Source organism: Methanocella sp. MCL-LM (genome assembly GCF_049676595.1).
Classification (GTDB): Archaea; Halobacteriota; Methanocellia; order Methanocellales; family Methanocellaceae; genus Methanocella_A.
On sequence record NZ_CP187259.1, the window covers coordinates 151867 to 175556 of the forward strand.

The 23690-nt window shown below is 58.5% G+C and carries 23 protein-coding genes; 7 read left to right on the plus strand and 16 right to left on the minus strand.

From position 1 onward, the window contains the following. Positions 1 to 2 precede the first annotated feature (2 nt). Positions 3 to 653, minus strand: coding sequence for a phosphoribosyltransferase (locus ACPLPM_RS00790; protein WP_424358332.1), 651 nt, complete (start codon positions 651 to 653; stop codon positions 3 to 5). A 2-nt stretch (positions 654 to 655) separates the two neighbouring features. Beyond that, positions 656 to 1219, minus strand: a complete 564-nt coding sequence (locus ACPLPM_RS00795; RefSeq protein ID WP_424358333.1) for a type 1 glutamine amidotransferase domain-containing protein — start codon at positions 1217 to 1219, stop codon at positions 656 to 658. Positions 1220 to 1331: 112 nt separating this feature from the next. Between ACPLPM_RS00795 and ACPLPM_RS00800 the strand changes: the two genes are divergently transcribed. The 3 genes from ACPLPM_RS00800 (at position 1332) to ACPLPM_RS00810 (ending at position 6590) form a co-directional block, all read left to right on the plus strand. Next, a complete protein-coding gene (locus ACPLPM_RS00800) occupies positions 1332 to 3566 on the plus strand; it encodes an ATPase, T2SS/T4P/T4SS family (protein ID WP_424358334.1) in 2235 nt (744 codons plus the stop codon). Continuing rightward, positions 3533 to 5458 carry a hypothetical protein gene (locus tag ACPLPM_RS00805; protein WP_424358335.1) on the plus strand — a complete coding sequence of 642 codons (1926 nt, stop codon included), beginning with the start codon at positions 3533 to 3535 and terminating at the stop codon, positions 5456 to 5458. The genes ACPLPM_RS00800 and ACPLPM_RS00805 overlap by 34 nt, the downstream gene beginning before the upstream one ends. A 658-nt stretch (positions 5459 to 6116) precedes the next feature. Continuing rightward, positions 6117 to 6590, plus strand: coding sequence for a carboxypeptidase-like regulatory domain-containing protein (locus ACPLPM_RS00810; RefSeq protein ID WP_424358336.1), 474 nt, complete (start codon positions 6117 to 6119; stop codon positions 6588 to 6590). 577 nt (positions 6591 to 7167) lie between these two features. On the opposite strand, the gene ACPLPM_RS00815 is transcribed toward ACPLPM_RS00810, so the two are convergent. The 3 genes from ACPLPM_RS00815 to ACPLPM_RS00825 all read right to left on the minus strand — a co-directional run bounded on the left by ACPLPM_RS00815 (position 7168) and on the right by ACPLPM_RS00825 (position 9831). Continuing rightward, positions 7168 to 7866, minus strand: a complete 699-nt coding sequence (locus ACPLPM_RS00815; RefSeq protein ID WP_424358337.1) for a phosphoglycolate phosphatase — start codon at positions 7864 to 7866, stop codon at positions 7168 to 7170. A gap of 803 nt (positions 7867 to 8669) precedes the next feature. Next, positions 8670 to 9233, minus strand: a complete 564-nt coding sequence (gene afpA / locus ACPLPM_RS00820) for an archaeoflavoprotein AfpA (protein ID WP_424358338.1) — start codon at positions 9231 to 9233, stop codon at positions 8670 to 8672. Beyond that, positions 9226 to 9831, minus strand: a complete 606-nt coding sequence (locus ACPLPM_RS00825; protein ID WP_424358339.1) for a flavodoxin family protein — start codon at positions 9829 to 9831, stop codon at positions 9226 to 9228. The genes afpA and ACPLPM_RS00825 overlap by 8 nt, the downstream gene beginning before the upstream one ends. A gap of 206 nt (positions 9832 to 10037) precedes the next feature. On the opposite strand from ACPLPM_RS00825, the gene ACPLPM_RS00830 reads away from it, so the two are divergent. From ACPLPM_RS00830 to ACPLPM_RS00840, 3 genes are all read left to right on the plus strand, one after another. Then, positions 10038 to 11048: an ATP-binding protein gene (locus ACPLPM_RS00830; RefSeq protein ID WP_424358340.1), complete on the plus strand. Its 1011-nt coding sequence runs from the start codon at positions 10038 to 10040 to the stop codon at positions 11046 to 11048. Then, on the plus strand, positions 11049 to 11927 hold the full coding sequence (locus ACPLPM_RS00835; RefSeq protein WP_424358341.1) for a mechanosensitive ion channel family protein: 879 nt from the start codon (positions 11049 to 11051) through the stop codon (positions 11925 to 11927). An 82-nt stretch (positions 11928 to 12009) separates the two neighbouring features. Beyond that, entirely contained in the window at positions 12010 to 12966 is a 957-nt protein-coding gene (locus ACPLPM_RS00840; RefSeq protein ID WP_424358342.1) for a mechanosensitive ion channel family protein, read from the plus strand. Between the two features lie 20 nt (positions 12967 to 12986). Here the strand turns inward: ACPLPM_RS00840 and ACPLPM_RS00845 are convergent, their stop codons facing one another. The 6 genes from ACPLPM_RS00845 to ACPLPM_RS00870 form a co-directional block, all read right to left on the minus strand. Continuing rightward, the gene (locus ACPLPM_RS00845) at positions 12987 to 14273 is read right to left on the minus strand and encodes a DUF389 domain-containing protein (protein ID WP_424358343.1); all 1287 of its coding nucleotides are present in this window, start codon (positions 14271 to 14273) and stop codon (positions 12987 to 12989) included. Positions 14274 to 14425: 152 nt separating this feature from the next. After that, on the minus strand, positions 14426 to 14773 hold the full coding sequence (locus ACPLPM_RS00850) for a hypothetical protein (RefSeq protein WP_424358344.1): 348 nt from the start codon (positions 14771 to 14773) through the stop codon (positions 14426 to 14428). 95 nt (positions 14774 to 14868) lie between these two features. Further along, positions 14869 to 15492, minus strand: a complete 624-nt coding sequence (locus ACPLPM_RS00855; protein ID WP_424358345.1) for a DUF2284 domain-containing protein — start codon at positions 15490 to 15492, stop codon at positions 14869 to 14871. A 50-nt stretch (positions 15493 to 15542) separates the two neighbouring features. Continuing rightward, entirely contained in the window at positions 15543 to 16283 is a 741-nt protein-coding gene (locus tag ACPLPM_RS00860; protein WP_424358346.1) for an ABC transporter permease, read from the minus strand. A 9-nt stretch (positions 16284 to 16292) separates the two neighbouring features. Then, on the minus strand, positions 16293 to 17075 hold the full coding sequence (locus ACPLPM_RS00865; protein ID WP_424358347.1) for an ABC transporter permease: 783 nt from the start codon (positions 17073 to 17075) through the stop codon (positions 16293 to 16295). Between the two features lie 4 nt (positions 17076 to 17079). Beyond that, the gene (locus tag ACPLPM_RS00870; RefSeq protein ID WP_424358348.1) at positions 17080 to 18135 is read right to left on the minus strand and encodes an ABC transporter ATP-binding protein; all 1056 of its coding nucleotides are present in this window, start codon (positions 18133 to 18135) and stop codon (positions 17080 to 17082) included. Positions 18136 to 18370: 235 nt separating this feature from the next. Between ACPLPM_RS00870 and ACPLPM_RS00875 the strand changes: the two genes are divergently transcribed. Beyond that, on the plus strand, positions 18371 to 19282 hold the full coding sequence (locus ACPLPM_RS00875; protein ID WP_424358349.1) for an ArsR/SmtB family transcription factor: 912 nt from the start codon (positions 18371 to 18373) through the stop codon (positions 19280 to 19282). 174 nt (positions 19283 to 19456) lie between these two features. Here ACPLPM_RS00875 and ACPLPM_RS00880 read toward each other — a convergent pair whose 3' ends face one another. From ACPLPM_RS00880 to ACPLPM_RS00900, 5 genes are read right to left on the minus strand one after another with little or no spacing between them, the layout of a single operon-like run. Continuing rightward, positions 19457 to 20554: an ABC transporter permease gene (locus ACPLPM_RS00880; RefSeq protein WP_424358350.1), complete on the minus strand. Its 1098-nt coding sequence runs from the start codon at positions 20552 to 20554 to the stop codon at positions 19457 to 19459. Continuing rightward, the gene (locus ACPLPM_RS00885; protein ID WP_424358351.1) at positions 20555 to 20737 is read right to left on the minus strand and encodes a hypothetical protein; all 183 of its coding nucleotides are present in this window, start codon (positions 20735 to 20737) and stop codon (positions 20555 to 20557) included. Next, positions 20738 to 21664, minus strand: coding sequence for an ABC transporter ATP-binding protein (locus ACPLPM_RS00890; RefSeq protein WP_424358352.1), 927 nt, complete (start codon positions 21662 to 21664; stop codon positions 20738 to 20740). A 2-nt stretch (positions 21665 to 21666) separates the two neighbouring features. Continuing rightward, the gene (locus ACPLPM_RS00895) at positions 21667 to 23025 is read right to left on the minus strand and encodes an NAD(P)H-dependent oxidoreductase (protein WP_424358353.1); all 1359 of its coding nucleotides are present in this window, start codon (positions 23023 to 23025) and stop codon (positions 21667 to 21669) included. Continuing rightward, positions 23022 to 23672, minus strand: coding sequence for a TetR/AcrR family transcriptional regulator (locus tag ACPLPM_RS00900; protein ID WP_424358354.1), 651 nt, complete (start codon positions 23670 to 23672; stop codon positions 23022 to 23024). The genes ACPLPM_RS00895 and ACPLPM_RS00900 overlap by 4 nt, the downstream gene beginning before the upstream one ends. Between the last annotated feature and the right edge of the window lie 18 nt (positions 23673 to 23690).

A 23690-nucleotide genomic window follows, 5' to 3' on the forward strand; every position in this document is an offset into this window, starting at 1 on the left:
AGTCAGCTTTTGGACGTCGTGAGGGTGCAGGTACCCAGGTCTGCCAGCACCTCTCCGTCGGTCAGGTCAGGGAATTTCTCGTAGTAGCTGGCCACTGCGAAGGCTCCTCCCTCTTGCACTGTCAGGCAGATGACTTCATCAGCCTCCTCTTCCAGCCTCTCCACAGAAGTCCTCGGGCTGCACGGCACCGCGACGACGACCTTTCTCGGCCCCTTTTTCTTCAGCGCCCTCACCGCGGCGATCATGGTGTACCCGGACGCCAGGCCATCGTCGACGATGATGATTGTTCGGCCTTTCGGGTCCAGCGGCGGCCCGAGCTGATATTCCCGTATCCGGCGCTGCACCTCGTCCAGCACAGCCATGACAATAGAGTCGATATGCGGCTTTTCCAGCCCGAGCTGGACGACCAGCTCCTCGTTCAGCACCACTGTGCCATCCGGCGCCACCGCCCCGAAACCAGCCTCCGGGTTATACGGAATCGGGAGCTTTCGGGGAATGATCAGGTCCAGAGGGGCATGGAGCTTCCTCGCGATCTCGCACCCGATGGGAACGCCTCCCCGGGGAATCGCGAACACCGCCGGCCGCTCCCACTGCTCCTGACCCAGCCGATCTGCCAGCTTTTTGCCGGCGTCCTTCCGGTCCTTGAACATCATACCTATGCCCTTGCCATCTCCGACGCGGTCATGCTCTTCCCGGGCGACATCGCCTGGATGATCGCGTCGCAGAAGAACCCCAGGTCCGACGGCTGCCGGGAGAAGATGTACTGCTGGCTGGTGACCACCGGCTTATCGATGTACTTTGCCCCGGCGTCCTCCATGTCCACTCTGAGAGATTTCCAGGCGGTCGCGTCCTTGCCTTTCAGGAGGCGGGCGGTGATCAGTATCTGCGGGCCGTGGCAGACCGCCGCGATAGTTTTCCCGGTCCTGTCGAAGTCCTGCACGAACTTGATTACCTCGGGGTAGATGCGAATGTGGTCCGGGCTCTGCCCGCCCGGGATGACCAGCGCGTCGAACTCGTCCGGCCTCAGGTCCCTGATCGCTGCCTCGGTGGTGGCCGGCACCCCGTGTTTTCCCTTCAGCGTCTGCCCCTTCTCGATACCGGCCAGCGTCACGTCGGCACACGCCTCGTACCTGAAGCGGTACAGCGGGTATATGAGCTCCGAGTCCTCGAACCCGTCGCCGGCTATCATAACGATCTTCCTGCCCTTTAGCTCGTTCATCTCTTCACCTGATCAGAGTTTCAGCCGCGGGTACTTGAAGAGTCCCGGCGTTATGCGCGCCTGCAAACGTATTTATTCCTTGATAGACACTTATTTACAATCTGGTGTAAATATGTTCGACGGTGGTCTGCTTTTAAGGCAAATACTGGGCCTGGCCGGGGCCGAAGATGGCAAAAGCCCTGCCTGTGAAGCCCGGGCCAGGACGGGCACGGCAGGCACGGAGCTGATCGTCGACTGCTCCCGGTGCAAAGGCCGGTCGTCGATGAACGATCCGGCATGCAGGGAAGGTATCCTCAAATCGCTCGCCGGGAAAGGAGGCATCCGGCGCCTGCAGCTGGAGCGGGACTTTGTCAGGGAATACGCTCACGAGCCTCTCGATGCCATCCTCCGGATGGCCACATTCTGCGAGGACGTCCGGCTTCATGCCTCAGCTTTTGCCACGTACGGGTGCGGCCGGTGCGACCCCGGGCGGGAGAACGAGGTTCGGAGGATATCGGCGCTGGCATACCGTGACCCCCTGGACGCTGCCCTGGAGATCAAAAGCCTCTACTCCGAAAGTTTCGAGGCAGGCAGGACAGGGCAGTGCAGCTCCTGCATCGACCGCTATGCGGCCTTTACGGGCGACCTGGCCATCCTGGCCAGGGAAATCGAGGACGTCAGCTATTCGAGGATCGTGCCTTACATCCGGCCCCGGTTCTCCAGGTCCCGCATTCTCTCGGAACCCCCTGAAGGCTCTGCCTTCCTGCGGTCCTACGAAGTGGAAGGAGGAGACGGCCTGTCTCCCCTGCTGCAGGTCTCACTGTACCGGCTGCCCGACAGCCTGGAAAAGCTGTACTTCATAGTGCCGTGGGAGTACGCGGTGGGCAAAGAGGACCTGTCGGTGATCGTGGCCGGGAGAGAACGGCTGCTCAAGCGCCGGCCTTACGACGACGGGTTCATGGATCCGGGCGGAGCACGGGCATTCTTTACCCGGCAGGCGAGGGAGGCCATTGTAGAGGCGGCCAGGGAAGCCGGCATATACCTGGACAGGCCGAGGCTGGAGAGGCTGTCGAGGTCTTTTGTCAAGTACACGTCCGGGCTGGGCATCATCGAAGACCTGCTCGGCGACCCCCACATCCAGGACGTCTATGTAAACGCCCCAGTGGGGATGACTCCGCTGCACGTGGTCGTAGACGGGGAGGAGTGCACCAGTAACGTGTACCTCTCCGAAAGCGACGTGGACTCTATGATCTCCAGGCTGAGGGCAATATCGGGCAGGCCGTTCTCCGAGGCCAGTCCAGTGCTGGACATGGACCTGGGCGAGTTCCACACCAGAGTATCGGCTATCGGGAGCCCGCTCACCCGAGGCCTTGCCTACGCTTTCCGCCGGCATAAAAAGACGCCCTGGACGCTGCCCCAGCTGGTCAGCAGGAGGATGCTGTCGCCGTATGCTGCCGGACTGCTGTCAGTGCTGGTGGACGGCCAGGCCTCGATGCTGATCACCGGCTCCCGGGGCGCGGGCAAGACGTCGCTGCTCACCGCCCTCATGCTGGAGATAGCCCGCAGCTACCGTATCCTGGCCATCGAGGACACCCCCGAGCTGCCGATCGAGGACATGCAGAGGTACGGGTGGAAAGTGCAGGGTATCGGCACCAGAGCGGCAGTATCAGGCTCTGAAGCCGAGTTCCAGGCCTCCGATGCTTTGAGAGCTACGCTGAGGCTGGGTGACTCGGCCATCGTCCTGGGGGAGGTGAGAGGCGCGGAAGCTCGCTCGTTGTACGAGGCGATGCGGGTCGGGGCGTCGGGAAACTCGGTGATGGGCACCATCCACGGCGCCTCCTGCAAGGACGTATTCGAGCGGGTGGTCCACGATATCGGAGTGCAGCCGGCGTCCTTCCGGGCCACCGACGTGGTCGCCGTCTGCTCCACAGTCCGGCCGGGAGGCAGCGTCATACGGGAGAGAAGGGTAACCCAGGTGGCGGAGATCGTCAAAAGTGCCGGGGACGACGACCCTGAAAGCGCTTTCAACGATCTCCTTGTGTATGGCGCTGACAGGGACACGCTGAGCCCTGCCGATCGAATAGACACCGGCCGATCAGAGGCACTGCAGGCCATAGCTGTCCGGTGGGGCCTCTCTCTGGCGGAAATCTGCGCCTGCGTGACAGCCAGGGGTGAACTGATGAGAGCCGTAGCCGCCGGAGGAGCCGTCCGGCCGGATGTCATGGAGGCCCCGATGTACGCCCGCTGCATGGATAAGTACCGGGCCTGCTGCGAAGCCGTCCGCAGAGAGCGAGGCACGACCGATTATGATCAAGCGCTGGCCTCGTGGCGGCAATGGCTGAGCACCGCGGGCCGGGAGAGCCGATGAACTCGACGCCCGGGCTGTTTCCCCGGGCTTGCAGGACGTCGTACCGCCTGCTAAGCCGGGCCATCGGCAAGCAACATCTGGGCGACTACGCGAGGGCCGCCACCAGCCGGGAGATGGCCGAGGCGCTCGCTTTTACCGGCATGGAGACCGAGGCAGTAGAGGTTCTGTCGCTGGCGATCGTGATGGCGATCGCCTCGTTCACAATAATACTGGGCGCCGGCCTGGCGGCGTTTGGGACAGGAATGCTGGACAACGTGACCGCCGGGATTCTCGTCGCCTGTGCAGGGATAGTCCCGGTGGTGACCTTCGTCTTCGTGGGAGAGTACCCGAAGAGGCAGGCCTACTACATGCGGGTCCACTCCCTGGGCGATATGCCGGAAGTGGTCAGCTACATCGTCATGGCCATGAAGCTCAACCCCAACATGGAACGGTCGCTGCGGTTCACCGTGAAGAACTCAGGCAGGCAGCTGGCCCGGGACATCCGAAAGCTCATGTGGGACCTGCAAATCCGGGCCTACGACGGCATGGACGACGCGCTGGAGGCGCTGGCAGGGCAGAACGGAGGAGGGTTCAGCGACCACTTCAAGCGGTCCCTGTTCATCATCAAAAGCTCTGCAGGCGAGCGGGAAGTAGCGATGCGCACCATCTCCCTCAACCGGGCACTCCAGGTAGTGCTGGACGGCACCCGCTCCCTGATGAGCTCATTCTCCTCGACGCTCCATGCCCCGACGCTCATCCTGTACTCCATCTTCGTCATGGTACCCCTCGCGCTGGTGGCCATGCTGCCGGCAGCGGCCGTCGTGGGCGTCAGGGTGAACGCCGTACAGCTCTTTCTCCTGTACGTCCTGGCTTTTCCCCTCGTGACGCTGGCGTACGCCCACAGCATCCTGATGAAGCGGCCTGCGGCCTTCGCCCCGCCCGAAATCCCGGACGATCACCCCGAGGTAGCTCGCACCCCGAGGTGGACGTGGGCACTAATAGGACTTGGCGCCGGGGCGGGCATCGCCAGCCTCTCGCTCCTCGTTCCGGCCGAAGCCCTGCCCTTTCCCGGCACTACGTTCATCCTGTGGGGCATCACCGCAACCATATCGATCTACTGCTACTGCGCCTACCGGCCATACAAGCTCATCAGGGACAGGATTGTTGCCATGGAAGGGGAATTTGCCGACTCGCTGTTCGTGCTCGGCCGGCGCATATCCGAGGGCCGGTCCCCCGAAGAGGCGTTCGCCTACACGGCCAGAATAGTGACCGGCACGACGATCGGCAAAGCATACGCCCGGGCAGCTTACAACATCCGGTGCCTGCGTACGACGCTGAGCGAAGCCGTGCTCGACCCCGACTACGGGGCCTTCTCCGACGTCTACTCCGACAGGATTCGGGCAACTATCAACATGCTGATAGAAACTTCAGGCATGAGCGGCGAAGTTGCAGGCACCTCAGTCATCGTGTTAGCAGATCACCTCAAAGAGCTGCAGGCCATCGAGCAGGAGGTAAGGAAGATGCTGTTCACCATGACCAGCATGCTGCGGACGACCTGCATCGCCTTCGCCCCCTTCATCGGAGGCGTCACCCTCGCCCTCTCCGGTGCGGTAACCGCAGTCATCGCCGAAACTGCCATGGATCTCCAAAGCATGCCCGAAGCGGCAAAGGCTTACTTCCCGATGGTGCCCCAGCTTACTGCGCCATTAGTATCCGCAGACGAGTTCATGCTCATCATCGGCCTCTACATCGTGCTCCTCGTGATCATCCTCCTGAGATTCGTCAGCGGCATCGAGAACGGCGACGATGAGTACGAGTTCATGTACAGCGTGGGGACGACACTGCCCTTCTCGGTAGCCGTATTCACGCTTACAACGGTAGTGTCTGGCATTATGTTCAGCGGGATGATGTGACAAGAGTATCCCTATTATATGCATTTCTGGTTGCTCATGTGGCGTGTGACAGCAAGACGAACGCTGCGCTGTGCCAGGATCACAGATTACGACGGATTGCACGGATTGCACAGATTCTAATCGACTCATGAATACAGGTTTTTCACGTTAAGCCGATGAAAAACTCCTGGAGGTCTTGGAGGTCCCGGGAGGCCAGCGAGGATTTTCAAGCTGGGAGGTTAGAGAGGGTCAGAGGTCAGAGAGAAGGATAGGGAGTGTGGAAAGGTCAGGGAGGATATTTTTAAGTTAATTCTCTCGGACCTCCGGGTGCCTCACATAACCTCCCTCTCAGACCTCCTGACCTCTCTGACCTCCCAGCTTGAACGTGTCCTCTCTGAACTCCTCGTACCTCTCAAACCCCCTCTCCGACCTCTCATCACCTCCCGGACCACCAATTTTTCATGGAACACAGATGATATTACATAAATCCCATTGAGGGTATACGATCCATGCTTTATCTGTGCAATCCGTGCAATCTGTTGGAATCTGTGATCCTGGCACAGCGCAGCGTTCGTGTACGTTCACGAGCAAAGAGATGCCATTACTTGTTTTCATTCAAATGCAAATTTTTAAATACAATACCAGAATACTTATTTTCAATAATTTGCAAGTGATGCTCATGAGGAAGAAGGGATTCTTAAAGGACGAGGCGGGAGTAGAAGGCCTCCCCGTAAGGCTAATAGTGGTACTGGTCATAGGAGTCATAGCTCTGGCCGCGATGGTATCAGCCCTGAACGGCTTCAAGCCGCAGAAAACGCTGAGCGCTTCCATAATAGAGGTGAGCGGCAAGCAGGGCAACATGCTGACCATAGAGCAGGCGGGCTTTGGCAAGGTCAACAAGACGTGGACGTGCAAGGTCAAAGTGACCGACGCAGGGGGCGACCCGATCGAAGGGGCCAGCGTCGTCATCTACGGCATGGGAGGCGCAGGCTCGGACATGACCAACAAAACAGGCCAGGCGTATCTAATAAAGACCAACGACGTCGTGCTCAACACCAACCAGAACTCCGGGTACATGACCCTCGAAGTCTCCGCCCCCGGGTACACCACCTACAAGAACGAGAACGCGCTCGTCGTCGTGCGGGCCGATTAGCTATAGTTTAATCACGGCGGCACAGCGACACGGAGATAGCACATACCGTAAACGCCAGAATGGTAACTGGAACCACGGCGGCACAGCGACACAGCGACAATGGTTACCTGTACAGCCAAGAGAAAACTTGAACCACGGCGGCACAGCGACACAGCGACAATGGCAAACCAGTAAAAGTGAACTCTTTTATGATCCGCGGTGACACAGAGACAGCCCCTTAACCATTAATGGTTTACTGGCCAGGTGTTTCAGTACATCCATATGATCACATGACCGGTAAACTACTTTCTATAGTGATTCCTGGTTTCTCCAGTATACTAATAAAAGAAGGTTTGTCTCCGCGCCATCAGCCCGCCGTGCCGCCGTGGATCAATAAAAAGAGGGCCTTGTTATTCAGGTACAGGTTGTCTCTGTGTCGCAGTGCCGCCGTGGTTTAAATAACCATCCTGCTATCGTTTCTCGAATCGCCTCCGTGTCGCCGTGCCGCCGTGGTCAGAACATTTGTTTTCCAGTTGTCAGAATTAAGAGCAGTGCCGCCGTGGTTAGTAAATAATGGTTGTACTATAGTGATCAGCATTTACAGCCGTCTTTTGAGCCACTCGAACCCTTCGGCGGCGCCTTCGCCGTAACTTTTCTGGCAAACGTAGTCTGCCGCAGCCTTGACCTCGGGGGTGGCATTCCCGACGGCGATGGCGGTGCCGGCCTCTTTTAACATAGGTAAATCGTTCTCGGAGTCGCCCATGGCGGCGAAGTTCTGCGTGGGGATGCCGAGGATCTCGGCGATCTTGCGCATGCCTGTGGCCTTGTTGACATCCTTATGCTTCAGGTGTAAGGCGAATCTCGTGTCGACTATCTCCAGGCCGGGGTAGTGCTCGGCGATGATGCTTCTGGCCCGGTCGAGGTCGATGCCCCGGCGGAAGGCGAGCTCGGATTTGCGGTAGGTCTCGTCCAGCGACTCCAGGTCCGGGAACTCCTTTAGCAGCAGGTCTTTCCCCCGGCGGCACTCCTCGATGTCGGCGAGCACGATGGCCTTAGCGTCGAAGCCGTGAAGGACGACTCCGCCGTTCTCCCCGATCATCGTGTTGCTGGCGCCCAGCAGCTTGGCCGCCGCCCGGACGAAGCAGATCACGTTCCCCGTGCAGAGGATGACAGGTATGGGCATCTGCCGCATGGCGGTGACGGCTTCGAGGCTGATGAGGCGGCTCATGTCCGTTAAAGTACCGTCTATGTCTACGACTATGGCTTTGATTTCCGGGAAGTCGCTGCCTTCGCGCATGATGGAAGATAGAGGGATAGTGGTAGTAAAATAGCTGATGGTCGCCAGGATAAAAAATATGATACTGATCAAAAGCCGGGAGTCAGCTGATAATCGGAGTCTTGATCAGGTATAGGTGATGAAAAATGAGCAGTTTCTCTGATCTGCGCTAGTATGACCGCCAAGATCGCCAGGAGGCCAAGCACGCCAGGCTACATATTGGCTATCTACGGGACCCGATCCAAAAAGTCCTCGGCGTTCCATGAAAAATTGTTGGTCCGGGAGGTGTCGAGAGGTCGGAGAGGGGGGTCGGAGAGGTGCGGGGAGTATAGAGAGACTTTTCAAACTGGGAGGTCAGGGAGGTCAGGAGGTCTGAGAGGAGGTTATGTGAGGCACCCGGAGGTTAGAGAGAATTTTGTTGATGATCACATTCGAACTATCTGGGGCTGTCAGGTACCGTTTACACGAAGTACTCAAAGTACGCGAAGTACCCGAAGTCATACTTTAAGATCGGCTTGCAGTCAGCCCTTTAATCGTACTTTGAGTACTTCCTGTACCTCGTGTACTTCGTGTAAATGGTACGGGCGCTCATCAGAAAAGTCCAGAATAATACCCCATTATCCTCTCAGACCTTTCCACACTCCCCAACCTCCTCTCCGACCTCTGACCCTCTCTAACCTCCCAGCTTGAAAATCCTCTCCAACCTCCCGGGACCTCCCCAACCTCCAGGAGTTTTTCACCAGCTTAACGTGAAAAAACCTTTTGAATGAGCCGGGTGCCTGACATCATGGCGTCCTGGCGTTTTAAATTTAATACTTTTCCGGCTATTTCGTCTCGGGGTGGGCCTTGATGTAGTCCTCGATGACCTTTCTGATATCTGACACGTTCTCCAGTACTGTGATGCTGTCCATCTTCCGGATCTTGTTCACGTTCTCCACGTCGACGTCTCTGATATAAAGGGTCAGCTTCTTGCCGCCGGGCAGGATGGTCTCCAGCTCTCCGGGCTTGTTGTCAGGCGGGTAGAGGTAGATGGGTATTCGCGCCTTGGCGCCCTGGGAGACGGCGTTGGTGATCAGCGTGTCGGAGATGCCGTAGGCGATCTTGGCCGTGGAGTTGGCGGTGACCGGGGCGACGAGGAACATGTCGTAGTGGCCGGTCTGCAGTTTTCCAACCAGGAACGGTGAGTTGGAGTCTACTTCGACGCGGATGTCGTAGAACTCGTCTTCGAGCTTTTGCCAGAGCTTGTACCATTTCAGCACTAGCTTCGCATTCTTGGAGATGTAGATGTCCACGTGCAGGTCGTACTGCTTTTTGAGATCGACCATCATGCGGGCGATCTCCTCGATCTTGTCCCCGCATCCTGTGATGCCCCATGCTATCTTAACCATCGGAATTACCTCTCGTCTTCTCCATCAGGCCGTAGAAGCGCTTGACAGTCTTCCTCACGGTTTTCAGCCCATACTCGTCGGCCGCGATACCTTCTGCGCCCTTGTCCTGCGACCACAGTGCTCCGCCCAGGTTGGCCCCGAAGCTGCCGCCCCCGGCCGGTATCATCTCGCTGATGACGTAGAACTCGTGGATCTGCTGGAGAGCGATCTCCTGGCCGCCGGCCCGGTCGCCGCCTACGGCGATGCCCATGCCGATCTTGCCTTTCAGGACATCGGGGTCTTTGGCCGCTATGGCCCGGACCCGGTCCATCAGCACTTTGGTCTGGCCGCTCAGCATGCCCTGGTAGCAGGGAGTCCCGATCACGATGCCGTCCGCCCACATCATGCCTTCGTAGAACTCGGCCAGCGCGTCCTTGTGGACACAGCCTTTCTGCTCCCGGACGCAGTAGTCGCAGTGGATGCAGAATTTTATATCCTTGCCTCTCACGTGGAAGTACCTGGTCTCGCAGCCCTTCTCCTTGAGAAGATTCAGCGCGTAGTTGACCGCATAGTCGGTGCCCCCGTGCCGGGGGCTGCCGCAGATGCCAAAAACCTTCATAAACGCTCCCTGGGCGGCAATTTTCGCCTGATCGTTAAAAAGTAGTTATGATTACCGGGACAATAAAGCTTGTCATCGGGCAGAAAGAGCAGGCACCGGGAGCATGAAAATACGCTGCACAGGCATGTAGCCTTATTATATTTAATCGTCTAAATAAAAACTTTGGCTGCGACAGGCGAGCGTGAGAGGCACCCGGGGCGTGGACGATGGGCGGCAGAGATGATCTGGCCGTAGTAGGGCTGGAAGACGAGATCAGGCAAATACAGAAAGCTCTGGCCGATTACAGGTCGGGGATGAAGAGAAACGTGGCCATAGTCAGCGAGCCGTTCTCCGGCAAGACAACGCTCATCAAGGAGGTTATGAAGAGGTATGGCGAGCATATCGCCTACGTGCCGCTGACCTCCACGGTCAGGGACCTCGAAGCGCTGGCCCTCGAGGGGAGGGCAGAGAGGATCGTGGCCGTGGACGATTGCCAGTACCTGTTCATGCGCAGGATAGGCGGGTTCGAAGTGCTCAAGCGGTTTCTTGAGATCACGGTTACTTCGGAGAAGTTGTTTTTGTCCGTATGGAACCTGCTGTCGTGGAACTACCTCAACCGGACTCACCATCTGCAGGACTATTTTCCCACGGTGGTGAAGATCCCGGAGATGAGTGAAGAGCAGATGAAGGCCATGATAGGCTCCAGATACGACCTGGACAGGATAACTTTCGGCAGGGATACCGGCGTCAAAGACGGAGCTGCCGTACGCATGGCCCGGACGCAGGCCAGGAGGACCGGGATCATCGATGGCCTGAAGTCGCTCTGGTGGAGTGTCAGAAGCGTTTCCCCTCTGCAGAAAGACGAGGGCAGGTTTGTGCGAGAGGCCGTATTTCAGCGTATCCACGACCTGTCCGATGGCAACCCCGGGGTTGCGCTGGCCATCTGGGATAGCGCAATCTCGGGCAATACTGTGAGGACGAGCGATATCACCGTGCCTGATTACGATACTGATCTGGGGTTCGACGAGTCATTCGTGCTGAGCACGATACTGCTCATGCGGTCCATGTCCCGGGAAGATCTGGCGGAAGTAGCCGAGGAGCGCCTCGATATTGACCGGATATTGTACCTCCTGCAGAACAGGGGGCTAATCAGGCAGGACCGCGGGAGGTACTATATCCAGGAGCTGGCGATGGAAAACATCAAGAGATCCCTGAAGAAAGCGAGGCAGGTGTGGTAGTTGCAGAAGGAAGTCGTGCAGGAAGTGCTAGCTGATATAACCGTGCAGACTGTCCTGCAATCGTTAGTCGTGCTCGGCCTGGCCTACGCTGCGGCAAACGTCGGCGCATACCTGCTGGAATACTACGCAGATCGCTTTGGCAAGTGGCGGATCAACATCAAGATGGCAGCCCCCATCCTGAAGATGGTGATCTACAGCGCTGCCCTGTACTACATTTTCATCCAGGCGCTGGAGCTTGGCCCTGGCCAGTTCGTGGCAGTGGCCAGCCTCATTGGCGTCGGAATTGGCTTCGGGCTGAGGGACGCTTTCGCCAGCGTCTTCGGCGGGCTGATCCTCGCCCTGGAGAGGCCCTACCACGTGGGCGACACCATTTCGCTGGAAGGGGAATACGGGGAAGTCACTGACATAGGCCTCCGATCTACGAAGATGGTCACGCCGCTGGGCAATACCGTAGTAGTGCCCAACAAAGTGCTGATCGAAGAGGCGGTTTCCAACTCCAGTGCCGGGGAGATCGAGATGATGACCACCATCGACCTGTATATCGACCCCCGCTCCGACTTCGATCTGGCCATGAGGCTCCTGCGGGATGCCGTGATAACCTCCAGGTACGTGCACATATCCGAAAACCACCCCCTCACCGTGTTCCTGAACGATTTTCCGTTCTACCGGCGGTTGCGGGCCAGGGCATATGTGAGCGACATGAGATACGAGTTCATCTTTAAGTCAGAGATCACTGTGAGGGCCTGGAAGGAATTCGAGAAGCACGGCATCGAGCCACCCCGGGCAGGCCTCGTGAACCTTGGCGGCGGCCGGCCGGGCCAGGTCTGGCAGCAGGAGCCGCCCGGCAATGAAGACGGTGGCAGAAGAGGCGGAAAGTAAGGATTAATAGAGGACCTGTGAGTATAGCCGGACCAGCCCGGAAGTCGCATAGTATTATATTTATAAATATTGTGTTTACAACGTGTGGAAGCGGATCGTTAAGTTCCTGATGCTGGTCGCCGTAGCGGTTCTGTTCTGGGCTGCCAACTACAGATTCAACATCCTCTACTTTACCCGGGGCTTCCAGACCCTCATCGCCATTGCCCTCATCTACTTCGTTTTCAAGGTCGTGCTTGAAGAGGTGGTCTCCCGGGGCATAAAGGATGCCCGCTCCCAGTACTCGTTCCGAAGGACCATGTCCATCATCTACTACGTGGCGATCGTCGTGGCCATCATCGCCATATGGGTCAGGGATACCCAGACCTTGCTGGTATCGTACGGCCTGGTGGCCGCGGGCATTGCAGTAACGTTGCAGGACGTATTCAAGAGCTTTGCAGGAGGCGTCATCATCTTCGCGACCGGCACCTACAAGGTAGGAGAAAGGATCGAGATCGGCGGCAAGTTCGGGGACGTCATCGACATCGGGATCATGTATACGACTCTCCTGGAGATCAAGGAGTGGGTGCAGGGCGATCAGCCCACGGGCAGGATCATAACTATGCCTAATAGCAGCGTGCTCAACAATCCCGTGAACAACTACACCAGCGAGCTCAGCTTCATCTTCGAGGACATGAGCATCCCGATCACGTACGACAGCAACTGGAAAAAAGCCACGGAAGAGGTCCTGGCCATTGTCAGGAGAGAAACCGAGCAGGTGGCGGCCATGGCCGACGAACAGCTGCACGCCATGAGGCGGAGATTTTACGTGGAAAAGCGGGCGGTAGAGCCGGCCATATTTCTGACGATTACCGACAACTGGATCAACCTGAACATCAGGTTCCCGACCGTGGCGCGGGAGAGGCGGATCACCCGGAGCAGAATAAGCACCGCGATACTCGAGATGATAGAGGCGTCGGACGATATTAAGGTAGCCTCGGCCACCGTCGAGATCGTGGGCTTCCCCCCGGTGAAGATGAAGACCGACGCGCTGGAAAAGTAAGCGATAAGGCCGGTACATGGCTACGATTTTTCCTCCGGCTTATCGATCACGATGACGTTCACCAGCGGTATGGCGTCGAAGCTCTTATCCATGAGCCTGCCATCGATCATATCTGTAAGCTGCCGTTTGAGTTCGTCAGACGGCAACGTGATACCACCCGCCCGCATTACGTGGACATCGGCAAGCAGCAGGTTACGGTCTGGCGTGCTGGCCGGCGCATACCGGACGTTCGCCTCGAGGAACGTGGCCATCCCGCTGTTGTCCACCACTTCCTGGATAGCGGTCGAAGCCCGCTGTTCCTTGGTGGACTTCTGCAGCTCGGGAGGGTCGTAGAACTGCCAGCCGAGGATTCCGACGATAGCCAACGATGTCAGGGCTATCGTAAGGTAGGATATCCACTTCCTGCCCCGGGGGTACCGGGCGCCCTGGGAAGACAGCCCGAAGGCGCGGAAGACCAGGCAACCACCGAGGTTTATGCCGAAGATCGTCCCGAGGAGGGCGAAAAGGCCGTTGTCTACCAGGTCCCACCGGCCGATCACCGCGGCCATGCCGATCAGGCCTGCCTGCGGGGCCAGGGATGCTGCAACCAGCAATCCGACCGCCGCCCCTGATACCAGGCTGTTGTGCTCTGACTGCGTCTGGTTGAGCGCGCCGGCCGCCCCCGCGACTACCGGCAGAAGTAGGAATACGGAGGATAGCTTGCTGACGGATATCATCATGTTGGTGGCAGTCTCCTGGCCCATGGCGAAGCTCATTATCCCGGCGACGACCATGGCAATTAACAGGGAGACACAATACCGGAGGAGGCTGCGCCTCAACAGCAGAACATCGCCTCTGGCCGTAGCGATCGCCGTGTTCATGGCCGGACCGGCGAACGGGGCTATCAGCATGGCCGCTATCAGCAGGTAGATCGTGTTAGTGAACAAACCTACCCATACGATGGCGCCCGCTGCCACAGAGTAGCCAATAAAGCTCTTCCACGAGCCGATGCTCATGAGCCCGTAGAGGTACACCTCGATCGGGCTCAGGCTGCTCACGTCAGTGGCCTGCTCCTCGATATGGTCCTCGGGCGGGTACATGGGCACGACGCCCGTAGGCATTAACGTCAGCCGCACCTCGGAAATCTTGCCAGCTTCGCCCACAAAGCCTTCTATGCGATCGTTCGGTAAGCTGGCAGACACCAGGTCCCCCGGGCCGGCAGGCGGCTCTGACCTGACCAGGGAGATGTTTAAGCCCCCGTGCCTCTTCGCCATGTCGACGATTTCTTTACCCTTGCCCGAAGGTATCCAGATTTCAAGCCGGCGCATGATCAACCCCTGATCGTAGAGCAGCACTCTTGCCCGCGCATTCGATCAGCAAGGAGGTATGAGGGAAAAAGAAATTTAAGAGTATACCCGGATTTGAGCAATATCGCTTAGAACATGCCCTGGCTGCCCCGCCGGGCTTAAACGAAAAATAGTTACCGGCGCTTCGTCTTCACGTTGCCGGTGGTCTTGTTCTGCCGCATGATCTCGCCGATCCAGGCCATGACGACGCGCTCGTCCTTGCTCTTGATGCTGCCCGCGTCGATGGCGGTGCCGAACGCCTCGATGGCATCCTGGACCTTGAGGAACTTTTTCCGCTCCAGGCACTGGTCGATGTAGAGCGGGAATGTCTCGTCCGAAAAGCCGTAGAGCTCTTTGATCGGCGTCATCTTCTGTAGCAGCTCTGCCTTGACCGCTTCCCTGTTGCCGTTCGACAGCCCCCGGATGAGGTACGAGAAGACTGTGGCTGCGGTGTTCTCTTGCTCGAGCTTGTCCATCTCCATTTTTTGTCACCAGCTGTAGTAAAAGATTAGTTAGTATGCTTACGTACTAATCCATGTACGTACAGCGTTATAGACTTTTTGGATGCGGCCACACCTCAGTCTATCAGTAATATGGCCATCGGCTCAGGGTGTCCCTGCACTGGGAACTTCAACCCCATCCCCGCCTTCTCCGCCGTCTTCTTCATGTTGATGCCTACAGCGTGTTCGGGTATGCGGGCCCGGTTAGGGTGCAGGCAGATGCCCGTCTCGACGCTGCACTTCTCGCACAGGCGGCAGGAGCCGTTGACGAAGGCAATGGCGAAGCTGTTACCACCGTTGAAGGCTGCCTTCTCCAGCTCCAGCATGATGGTCAGGATGTCCTTACTATACTCGAAGTAGTCGGCCCAGAACTTCGTCGCTTCCGCCTTTTTGTCCTTCGGGGCCGCAGGATCGAGCCAGTACTTGTAGATCGACTTCACCACGTCGTCGCTTGCCGAGGCTGGCGATCTGAACTTGACCAGCATCGCGTAGCTGTACTCGCCCAGGATCTTCCGGAACTCGGCCGGCGTGGGCACGTGGGGCGGGCAGGTCAGCTTCTTGCCGTAGCCGACGCAGCCGGCCCGGCACTTGAGCACCACCCGGTCCTCCACGAAGACCTGATCTGCGGGGATAACCTTCGCGTCTACGGCTCCTAAGTAGAGCGCTTTTTTCTCCAGATATGCGTAATCTTCGACACTCATCCTTTCACACCTGCGGCTTATTTCGTGGTACCGGTTTGTGAGCCGTAATCTTAGCCCTCTTTCCACTTTAAGGTAACTACGCCGGCGCAGAACAGCACGATGCCATACCCTGCGACGATGGCCAGGTTTACAAGGGCGGCTGCTGTATCCCCGGTGAGCACGGCAGCCCTCAGCCCCTCGTTCAGGTACGTCAGCGGCGAGATGGCGGCCACTGCCTGCAGGAAACCGGGTAGCCTGTCTGCAGGGAACAGCGTTCCGGACACCAGGATCAGGGGTAGGGTCAGGGTAAAAGATGCGGCGCTGGCGGCGTCTCCGTCTTTGATGACGCGGGATATGACCATGCCTATCCCGGTGAAGGCGACAGACCCGGCTACGACCAGCGGCAGCAGGAGAAGGTTGACGACCGGGTGGACGCCGAAGGCCATCCACGCGATGATCAAGGTTACCGCCACGGACGAGAGCGCTACTATTGTGCCTGCGGCAGCCCGGGACAGGTTCCACCCGGTGCGGGACAGCGGTGTCACTGCCAGCTTTCGGAGGACACCCGTCTCCCGGTAGTTAGCGATGAAGCCTACGGCCAGGTCAAGCGAAGAGCCCATGACGGCGATGCCCACGATGCAGGGCAGCGCGAAATCGAAGAGGCCGGTGCCTGCAGCTGAGGAGCCCCATCCGGGCATGTACCAGGCGAGGACGAGGAAGAGCAGCGGGAAAGCCAGGGTGAAGAAGACCGCTTGCGGGCTTCTGCAGAACTGGAGCAGGGTATACTGGATATCGGTGATGATTTTCCGCATAAGCTCCCCTCACATGTCCTGGCCGTCGTCTTTCATCCTGACGGCCACGCCTGTGCAGAACAGCACCAGGGCTAGGAAGACTCCCGCGAACAAGTTACCAAGGGCAGTTCCCGTGTCGCCGGTGATCATGGCGCTGCGCAGGCCGTTGTTCAGGCAGGTCAGCGGCGAAAAGATGGAGGCGAACTGCAGGACGAGGGGCAGCCGGTCTACCGGGAACAGCGACCCGGAGAGGAGCATCAGCGGCAACGTGATGGAGAAGGCTACGGCGTTGACAGATTTGACGTCGCTCACGAAGCCTGAGATGATCATGCCCAGGCCGACGAACGTCATGGAGCCGACGCTGACCAGCGAGATCGTGAGGAGGCTGATGCCGGGATTGACGCCGAACGTCAGCCAGGCCACGGCGAACGAGACGGCCACGGACAACAGCATGATCAGTGTTCCGTAGACGATCTTGGCCACGTTCCACTCCGCCGTGGACAAGGGAGTCACCGACAACCTCTGCGTCAGCCCGCTGGTCCGGTACCTGACCAGAACGCTCATGGTCTCGTTGATCGCCGTGAACATGATACACATACCGAGGATGCCAGGGAACATGAAGCCGATACCCTCAGAGTTCGCCTGATCGTCAGGAAGGACTACTCCCTGGGTAGGGGTTCCTACCATGTAGCCCAACACGAGCATCAGCAGCCCGGGGAAGACCAGGGTGAAGAACAGAGATTGTCGGCTTCGGCCGAACTGGACGACACTGTACCGGACGTCGGTGGCGATCCTGGAGAGAGAATCCGGCAACCTATCACCCCGATCCTGCGATCTTCCCGACGATGGCCTGGAACACTTTATCGTCGATCGATTCGATATCCTGGGGGCCCGTATCCAGCTGCTTGCCGGTCAGGCTCAGGAATACGTCGTCCAGAGTGGACTTCTTGACATACAATTCCCTGCAGCTGTAAGGGCCGGACTTCAGGAGCGCTGCCGCCTTCCAGACAATCTCGATGCTGTCCTCCTCCGGCAGCCTGATCAGCATGTCGGACCCGTCCGTCACGCTGCCGGGGAACTCGCCAGCCAGAGCCGCTTTCGTCGGGGCGTCGCACCCCCTGATGACCAGGATGTTGCCGCCACCGTACGCGTTGATCAGGTCATCGGGAGTGCCCTCCGCTATTACCGTGCCCTTGTGCAAAATGCATATCCGGTCCGCCAGGTGGTACGCTTCGTCCAGGTAGTGCGTCGTGAGCACAACAGTCTTGCCCCTGGCCTTTAAGGCTTTGATCGCTTCCCAGAGGTCCCGCCTCGCCTTCGGGTCCAGCCCCGAGCTTGGCTCGTCCAGGAAGATGATCTCGGGGTCGTTCACCAGGGCCAGTGCGATGCCGACCCTCTGCTTCAGGCCGCCGGACAGGTCTCTGAACAGCGCGCTCCGCTTATCCTCCAGCCCAAGCTCCTGGATCAGTCGGTCGAGGTCCGCGTGGCCCGGGTACATCCGGGCGAAGTAGTCCAGGTTCTCGTAGACCGTCAGGAGGTCGAAGGCGGCGAAACTCTGGGGTAACACCCCGATTTTCTCCTTGATGCGCCTGAAGTCGAGGTTCACTTCCGGAAAGGGATTCCCGAGGAATTCATTGCCAACGCCGACCCCCGTAACGACCGTGCTGCCCAGTATGCTTATAAAGCCCTTGGTAGGGTGCTTTAGTAGCTCTAGTATCTCGACAACCGTTGTCTTTCCCGCCCCGTTGGGGCCGAGCAGGGCGAAGATTTCGCCCCTGCGCACCGTGAACGACACGTCGTACACGGCGTTGAAGCTGCCGTAATTTTTCAAGAGGTGGCTGACCTCGATGACGCTCTCAGTATTTCCGGTCATGTTCATTCATCAACCTCGCAAACTACCGCCAGGTATGCGATAATATCTATTTCAATATGTATTGAAACACAATCTATTAATAAATTTCCATTTCAAAAGTTGTTGAAACTGTTATATCGGCCTCTGCGCCAGGGGAGAAAGAGCACCGGGAGAGGCCCGCGTGCAGAAAAGCATTTATCGCAAGGGTTGAGAACTAGTATGCTGACTCGCCGGAGACCCCGGGTACACGGACAGGATGAAGCCGGCAATGGCCGGTTTCCCGGCGGCGGACAGGTGTGGAGTTCCCTTGGCGCTGGACGTCAAATGCGCGGGCTGCAATGCTTATTTTCCCCTGCCCCGGGTGGTGCAGGAGGACACTGGGTACTACTGTAAAAAATGCCTCAAGAAGCGGCACGATGCCCGGCGACACGAGCTCCAGTACTCTCAAAAGTGCATCTTCTGCGGCCGGGTGCTGACCGAGAGCAACAGGCGAACCGTAGGCGGCTTCCCCTACTGCAGTGAGTGCGGCGAGAAAGTCGGAGGCCGGAAGGAGGGCCCTGCCTACAAGTGCTCGGTGTGCGGCGAGCTGCTGAGCATCCACGACGCGAGGATGGTCCGGGACGGCAAAGAGTTTTGTGATAGGTGCTATCGCAGGGCCTTTGATGAAGCGGGAGTTGAGAAGACCTATAAATGCTGGGTCTGCGGCAAGTCGATGGGGCCGTTCGAGGTGAAGATGCGGTCGGGCCAGAACTACTGCGAGAAATGCCACAGCGAAGCCGAAGACATCTGGGAGGCCGCCATCAGGGAGCTGTTTCGAAGAAACGGACACGGCAAGCCTGCCGGGGAGGCCCCGGAGGAAGCCGCGAAAGAAAAAAAGGAGGAGCAGAGGCCTGAAACCGACTACGCCGAGACCGCTCAGCTCTTCAAGTGTTTAGGAGATCCGTGCCGGGTGAAGATCATCGAGTCCCTGGCAAAGCACGACATGAGCGTGTTCGCGTTCGTCGAGATCACCGGCTTCCAGTACTCCGCCATCTCCTACCACTTAAAAATGCTCAAGGACCTCGGCCTGGTCGACTCCGCCCGGAATGGCAACTTCCAGGTTTACTCTTTGACAGAAAAGGGCGCCGCAGTCCACGAGTTCATCCGGAAATCCGTCACGCTAAAGTAGATAGTCAGCCTAAAAATGCCCGGCCCCGGGAGGCCTCGTTCTTAATTCGCTAAGGCGCAAAGACGCAAAGTTCACTTCTCAGAAAACACTTTGCGTCTTTGTGCCCTGGCGCCTTTGCGAATTATAACCAAACCACGTTTCTTTTAGTCCGATGGCTGAAAAATACAGGTGAGGTCAGTCCTCCTTCCACCTGAGGACCGCCACCCCGATGCCGAACAGAATGATGCCCAGCACCCCGACGATGGCCAGGTTGGTCAGAGCGTCGCCGTAGTTGCCCGTAATCATCGAGCTGCGCAGCCCGTCGTTTAAGTACGTGAGCGGGGACACGTCCGCGATGAACTGCAGGAACCAGGGCATGTTGCCGACGGGGATGAACGACCCGGACACGAACATGAGCGGGAAGGTGATCGCGCTCGCGGCGTTCTCGGCGGCGTCCACATCCTTAACGAACGCCGACAGGATCATGCCCAGGCCCGAGAACACGGCTGCCCCGGCGACGATCATGAGCACGGACACGACGTTGATGTTCGGTATGATGCCGAAGATCAGCCACGCGACTGCGAGAGATACGGCCACCGAGAGCATGATGATCAGCGTCTGGGTGACGATCCTCGCCGCGTTCCACTCGATCCTCGAGATGGGCGTCGTGGCCAGCTTCCGGAAGACGCCGGTCGCCCGGTTCCTCGCGGTGGTCGAGACGGTGCCGTTGACGGCAGACGACATGATGGACATGCCGATGATGCCTGGCAGCAGGAAGTCGATGTAGCTGATGTTAGAGGTAGCTACGTCCTCCGCGTTCACGGCGATGTAGGGGCTGGCGCCAGACATCTCCATGTTGAAGCCGCCGGCGGTCTGCCGGACGACCGAGACGACCGCCCCGGATGTTGGTTTGGACTGGTCGTAGTAGACTTGCAGCCCTTCGCCGGACAGGTTGCCGGTCGCTTTCGCCACCATCACGCCAGCCCCGAAACCGGAGGGTATCTCCAGGTAGGCGTCGATCTTGCCGGCCTTCAGGGACTGGGAGAGGTTCATGCCAGAGCCGTCCTTCAGCAGTACCGCTCCGGTAGAGTTCAGCGCTGCGATGAAGTTCTGCGAGAGCTGCGAGCCGTCGGCGTCGTGATAGTACAGCGTCAGCGGGCCGGACTGGCCCCCGAACAGGTACCCGATGAGCAGGAACAGGATGATCGGAAACACGAGGGTCCAGAAGAGGGCGCCCTTGTTCCTGAAGTACATGAGGAGGCTGTACTTGATGTCGGTGATCAGCCTCGACATTTATACACCCCTCCGGGAGTTTTTCCTGCACTTTCTGGCCCACAGCTCGACGATTGCTGCGACTACCAGCAGGCCGGACATCTTGATCAGGTCCGGGATGGATACCAGCGGCCAGAACAGGGTTGCTGCCTGCCATATGGATGGGATGTGGCCCGAGAGTACCTGTAGTATGAGATCGAACATTTACACTCCCTCCTGCACCAGCTTTTCCCCGGTCAGGTTGAGGAATACGTCTTCGAGGGTAGACTTTTTCACGTAGAGCTCCTTGCAAGGGGCGCTGCCCGCGTTCAGGATAGCTACCGCTTTGGTGATGCTTGCCATGCCGTCGCCGTTGAGAGAGGCGTAGACATCCTGGCCTTCTGCCCTGCTGTCCGGTATTTCCCGGATCAGCTGCTGTCTTGCTTCGGGGCTGCATTCCCTGATGATCAGAGTGTTGCCGCCGCCATACCGGTTGATGAGGTCCTCGGGGGTGCCCTCGGCAACGATCTTGCCCTTGTGGATGATGTCGACACGATCGGCGAGGTAGTACGCCTCGTCCATGTAGTGCGTGGTGAGAAACACCGTCTTGCCTTTTGCCTTCAGAGCTTTGACCGCCTCCCACACGTCCCGCCTTGCCCTCGGGTCGAGCCCGGTGGTGGGCTCGTCCAGGAACACGATCTCCGGGTCGTTGACCAGCGCGATGGCGATGCCGACCCGCTGCTTCAGGCCGCCCGATAAATTTTTAAAGAGCACGTTGCGCTTATCCTGCAGACTGAAGGTCTCGATCAGGCTGTCGGCGCTGACCCGCTTCGGGTACATCTGTCCGAAGTAGTCGATGTTTTCATATACTGTAAGCCAGTCGAAGGCGTTGAACGCCTGCGGCAGTACGCCGATCTTCTGCTTAATCTGCATCTCTTCCTTCCGGATGTCGTGGCCCAGCACAGTGACGGTGCCCGAGGAGGCCGTTTTGAGGCACTCGAGGATCTCCACAGTGGTGGTCTTGCCCGCGCCGTTGGGGCCGAGGAAGGCGAATACCTCGCCCCTCCCGACGTTGAATGAAATACCGTCGACGGCGGTGAAGCCGCCGTACTTCTTGACGAGGGATGTGACCTCGAGGACATTTTCAGACATTGCTATTCTCCGACGATTTTCCTGTATGAGCCGGCCATCTCGGACCGGATCCTGGAGTAGAACTCCTTTCTGACCTGCGGGACCCTCATCAACTGCCTCATGCCGAAGTTCACGAGCCTGTTTTTCAGGTCTTTCTGGGGATAGTCGAACAGGCGGTACATCTTGTAGAACCGGTAGTCCGCCCCAAACACGCCGCTCATCCGGTACACCAGGTCCCGGAAAACCAGGCGGCCGCCGACTCCGAGGAAGCTCTCGGGCCGGTAGATGCCTTCCGAGGAACCCTGCCGGAGCCTGCGGGCCAGCTCCCCCAGCAGCGTTGAGGTATTCTCGACACTGTCGCCCTCGTCGGTCACGAACATTGCCAGATTGCTGTTGCCCATGCCGGCCCGGGCTTCCAGCTCCTGCCGCAAATCCGGCAACGCGCTTAACGGCCCGGAGACGATGTACCCGATCTGCTTGAGACCGGTGCTGTGGGTATGGCCCATGAAGAACGACCGGTCGAAGTACATCTTGAACCGGGAGGAGAGGCTCCTGTCGTGGATCCTGCCCGCGTAAACGATACAGTCGGCGCTCATGACGCGCTCGTAGGCCGCCTTGTAATCGTCCTGGTAGACGCATTTGTTATCGTAGCCGCAGCGGATGCAGCCGAGGCAGCCGCCGCTGATTTTGACGCTGTGCAGGTTGATCACGTCTACGTCGCCGGCGTACGCCTTGAACGTGGCAATCATGCGCTGCAAACTGACATCCTCCTCAGTCGCGTCGGTGACGAGGGCGATCCGCGCGCCGAGCTGTGCCAGAGTCTCCGGAAGAGCGGACGAAGAGTATTCCGGAGCCCCCTGCGGGACGGGCGGGAACCTGACCTCGGTCGGCCGTTTGCTCTCGATGGCATCGATGAAAAGCGCGAAGTACTTGAGCAGCTGCTCCCTCTTCGCCTCCTTCATCAGGTCGTCCATCTCCGCGGAGAACCCGTCGACGTACCGCATGCCCAGGTCACAGGAGATGCCGTTGACGTAGTTGTGGGCGGTGTGGTCGTAGAAGTGGACCGAGGTGGTCAGGGCCGTGGCATACTTGCCCCGGAATGCGTCTGGACTTCTCTCGAACGCAAGCTCGATGAACCGCTTCAGCTGGGACGGCACCGAGAGGTGGTAGACGGGGAACGCCCAGACGACCCCGTCGGCGGCCTGGATATCTGCGATAATCCCGCCATATGTGCTAGTGTCCGCCTCGATCTTCCGGATATCCTGGCCGATATGTCTGACGGTGAACTCGATCGCGGGGAAATGCTTCCGGACGTACCTGACGTACTGGTAGGTGACGCTGTCCTCGCCTTTCGGGCTACCGCTGAGCACAGTGATCTTCATTTTTCCTGCTCCTTGCGGCTGCTAATCATGGCGTGCCTCATGAAGTCAAGGGAGTGCTCTACGTACTCTTCAAAGCCGATGCCCTGGCTCTGCAGTGCCGCCCGAAAGCCGGGCTGGAGGCTGATCACGCTCTGCGACGCGGTAGACAGGAAGACGGCCACCTCCAGAGGGTTGAGATCGCTCCTGATAGTGCCGTCCTTCATGCCGATGATGATCGAGTCGACCATGGTCATCATGATCTCCTGGTTCAGGGCCATGATCTCCCGGGCGTCCTCACAGCAGGTGGCGTCAAACCGGTCGGAGCCGGAGTAGTGGAACAGCCGGCAGTAGTCGGGGTACTGGCGGTAAAAGTTGAAGAATGCCCGTCCGGTCGCCTCGATCTTCCTGATGCCGGTCGTTTCTCTGGCGACGCCTTCCCTGAACATGTCCCGCATGATACGGATGCTCCGGAGGACGATGGCGAAGAAGATGGACTCCTTGTCTTTAAAATATAAGTAAAGTGTGGCCCTGTTGACGCCCACCTCCTGCGCTATGTCTCCCATGGAAACATTGTCAAAGCCCTTTGAGAAGAACAGCTTTTCTGCCGCCTCGAGGATGACCCTCCTTCTCTCTTCCTTTTCCTTTTCCCTGATGTCCGTGAACGACATAACGATCACCGTTCTTAC

Excerpts from the sequence above, each read along its gene's own strand:
- ACPLPM_RS00870 (WP_424358348.1), bottom strand. The coding sequence starts at position 18,135 with ATGACCGGAAATACTGAGAGCGTCATCGAGGTCAGCCACCTCTTGAAA.
- ACPLPM_RS00845 (WP_424358343.1), bottom strand. The coding sequence starts at position 14,273 with ATGCGCCGGCTTGAAATCTGGATACCTTCGGGCAAGGGTAAAGAAATC.
- ACPLPM_RS00800 (WP_424358334.1), top strand. The coding sequence starts at position 1,332 with ATGTTCGACGGTGGTCTGCTTTTAAGGCAAATACTGGGCCTGGCCGGG.
- ACPLPM_RS00860 (WP_424358346.1), bottom strand. The coding sequence starts at position 16,283 with ATGCGGAAAATCATCACCGATATCCAGTATACCCTGCTCCAGTTCTGC.
- ACPLPM_RS00830 (WP_424358340.1), top strand. The coding sequence starts at position 10,038 with ATGGGCGGCAGAGATGATCTGGCCGTAGTAGGGCTGGAAGACGAGATC.
- ACPLPM_RS00815 (WP_424358337.1), bottom strand. The coding sequence starts at position 7,866 with ATGCGCGAAGGCAGCGACTTCCCGGAAATCAAAGCCATAGTCGTAGAC.
- ACPLPM_RS00890 (WP_424358352.1), bottom strand. The coding sequence starts at position 21,664 with ATGTCTGAAAATGTCCTCGAGGTCACATCCCTCGTCAAGAAGTACGGC.
- ACPLPM_RS00895 (WP_424358353.1), bottom strand. The coding sequence starts at position 23,025 with ATGAAGATCACTGTGCTCAGCGGTAGCCCGAAAGGCGAGGACAGCGTC.
- ACPLPM_RS00850 (WP_424358344.1), bottom strand. The coding sequence starts at position 14,773 with ATGGAGATGGACAAGCTCGAGCAAGAGAACACCGCAGCCACAGTCTTC.
- afpA (WP_424358338.1), bottom strand. The coding sequence starts at position 9,233 with ATGGTTAAGATAGCATGGGGCATCACAGGATGCGGGGACAAGATCGAG.
- ACPLPM_RS00885 (WP_424358351.1), bottom strand. The coding sequence starts at position 20,737 with ATGTTCGATCTCATACTACAGGTACTCTCGGGCCACATCCCATCCATA.
- ACPLPM_RS00855 (WP_424358345.1), bottom strand. The coding sequence starts at position 15,492 with ATGAGTGTCGAAGATTACGCATATCTGGAGAAAAAAGCGCTCTACTTA.
- ACPLPM_RS00790 (WP_424358332.1), bottom strand. The coding sequence starts at position 653 with ATGATGTTCAAGGACCGGAAGGACGCCGGCAAAAAGCTGGCAGATCGG.
- ACPLPM_RS00875 (WP_424358349.1), top strand. The coding sequence starts at position 18,371 with ATGAAGCCGGCAATGGCCGGTTTCCCGGCGGCGGACAGGTGTGGAGTT.
- ACPLPM_RS00795 (WP_424358333.1), bottom strand. The coding sequence starts at position 1,219 with ATGAACGAGCTAAAGGGCAGGAAGATCGTTATGATAGCCGGCGACGGG.
- ACPLPM_RS00900 (WP_424358354.1), bottom strand. The coding sequence starts at position 23,672 with ATGTCGTTCACGGACATCAGGGAAAAGGAAAAGGAAGAGAGAAGGAGG.
- ACPLPM_RS00825 (WP_424358339.1), bottom strand. The coding sequence starts at position 9,831 with ATGAAGGTTTTTGGCATCTGCGGCAGCCCCCGGCACGGGGGCACCGAC.
- ACPLPM_RS00805 (WP_424358335.1), top strand. The coding sequence starts at position 3,533 with ATGGCTGAGCACCGCGGGCCGGGAGAGCCGATGAACTCGACGCCCGGG.
- ACPLPM_RS00880 (WP_424358350.1), bottom strand. The coding sequence starts at position 20,554 with ATGTCGAGGCTGATCACCGACATCAAGTACAGCCTCCTCATGTACTTC.
- ACPLPM_RS00810 (WP_424358336.1), top strand. The coding sequence starts at position 6,117 with ATGAGGAAGAAGGGATTCTTAAAGGACGAGGCGGGAGTAGAAGGCCTC.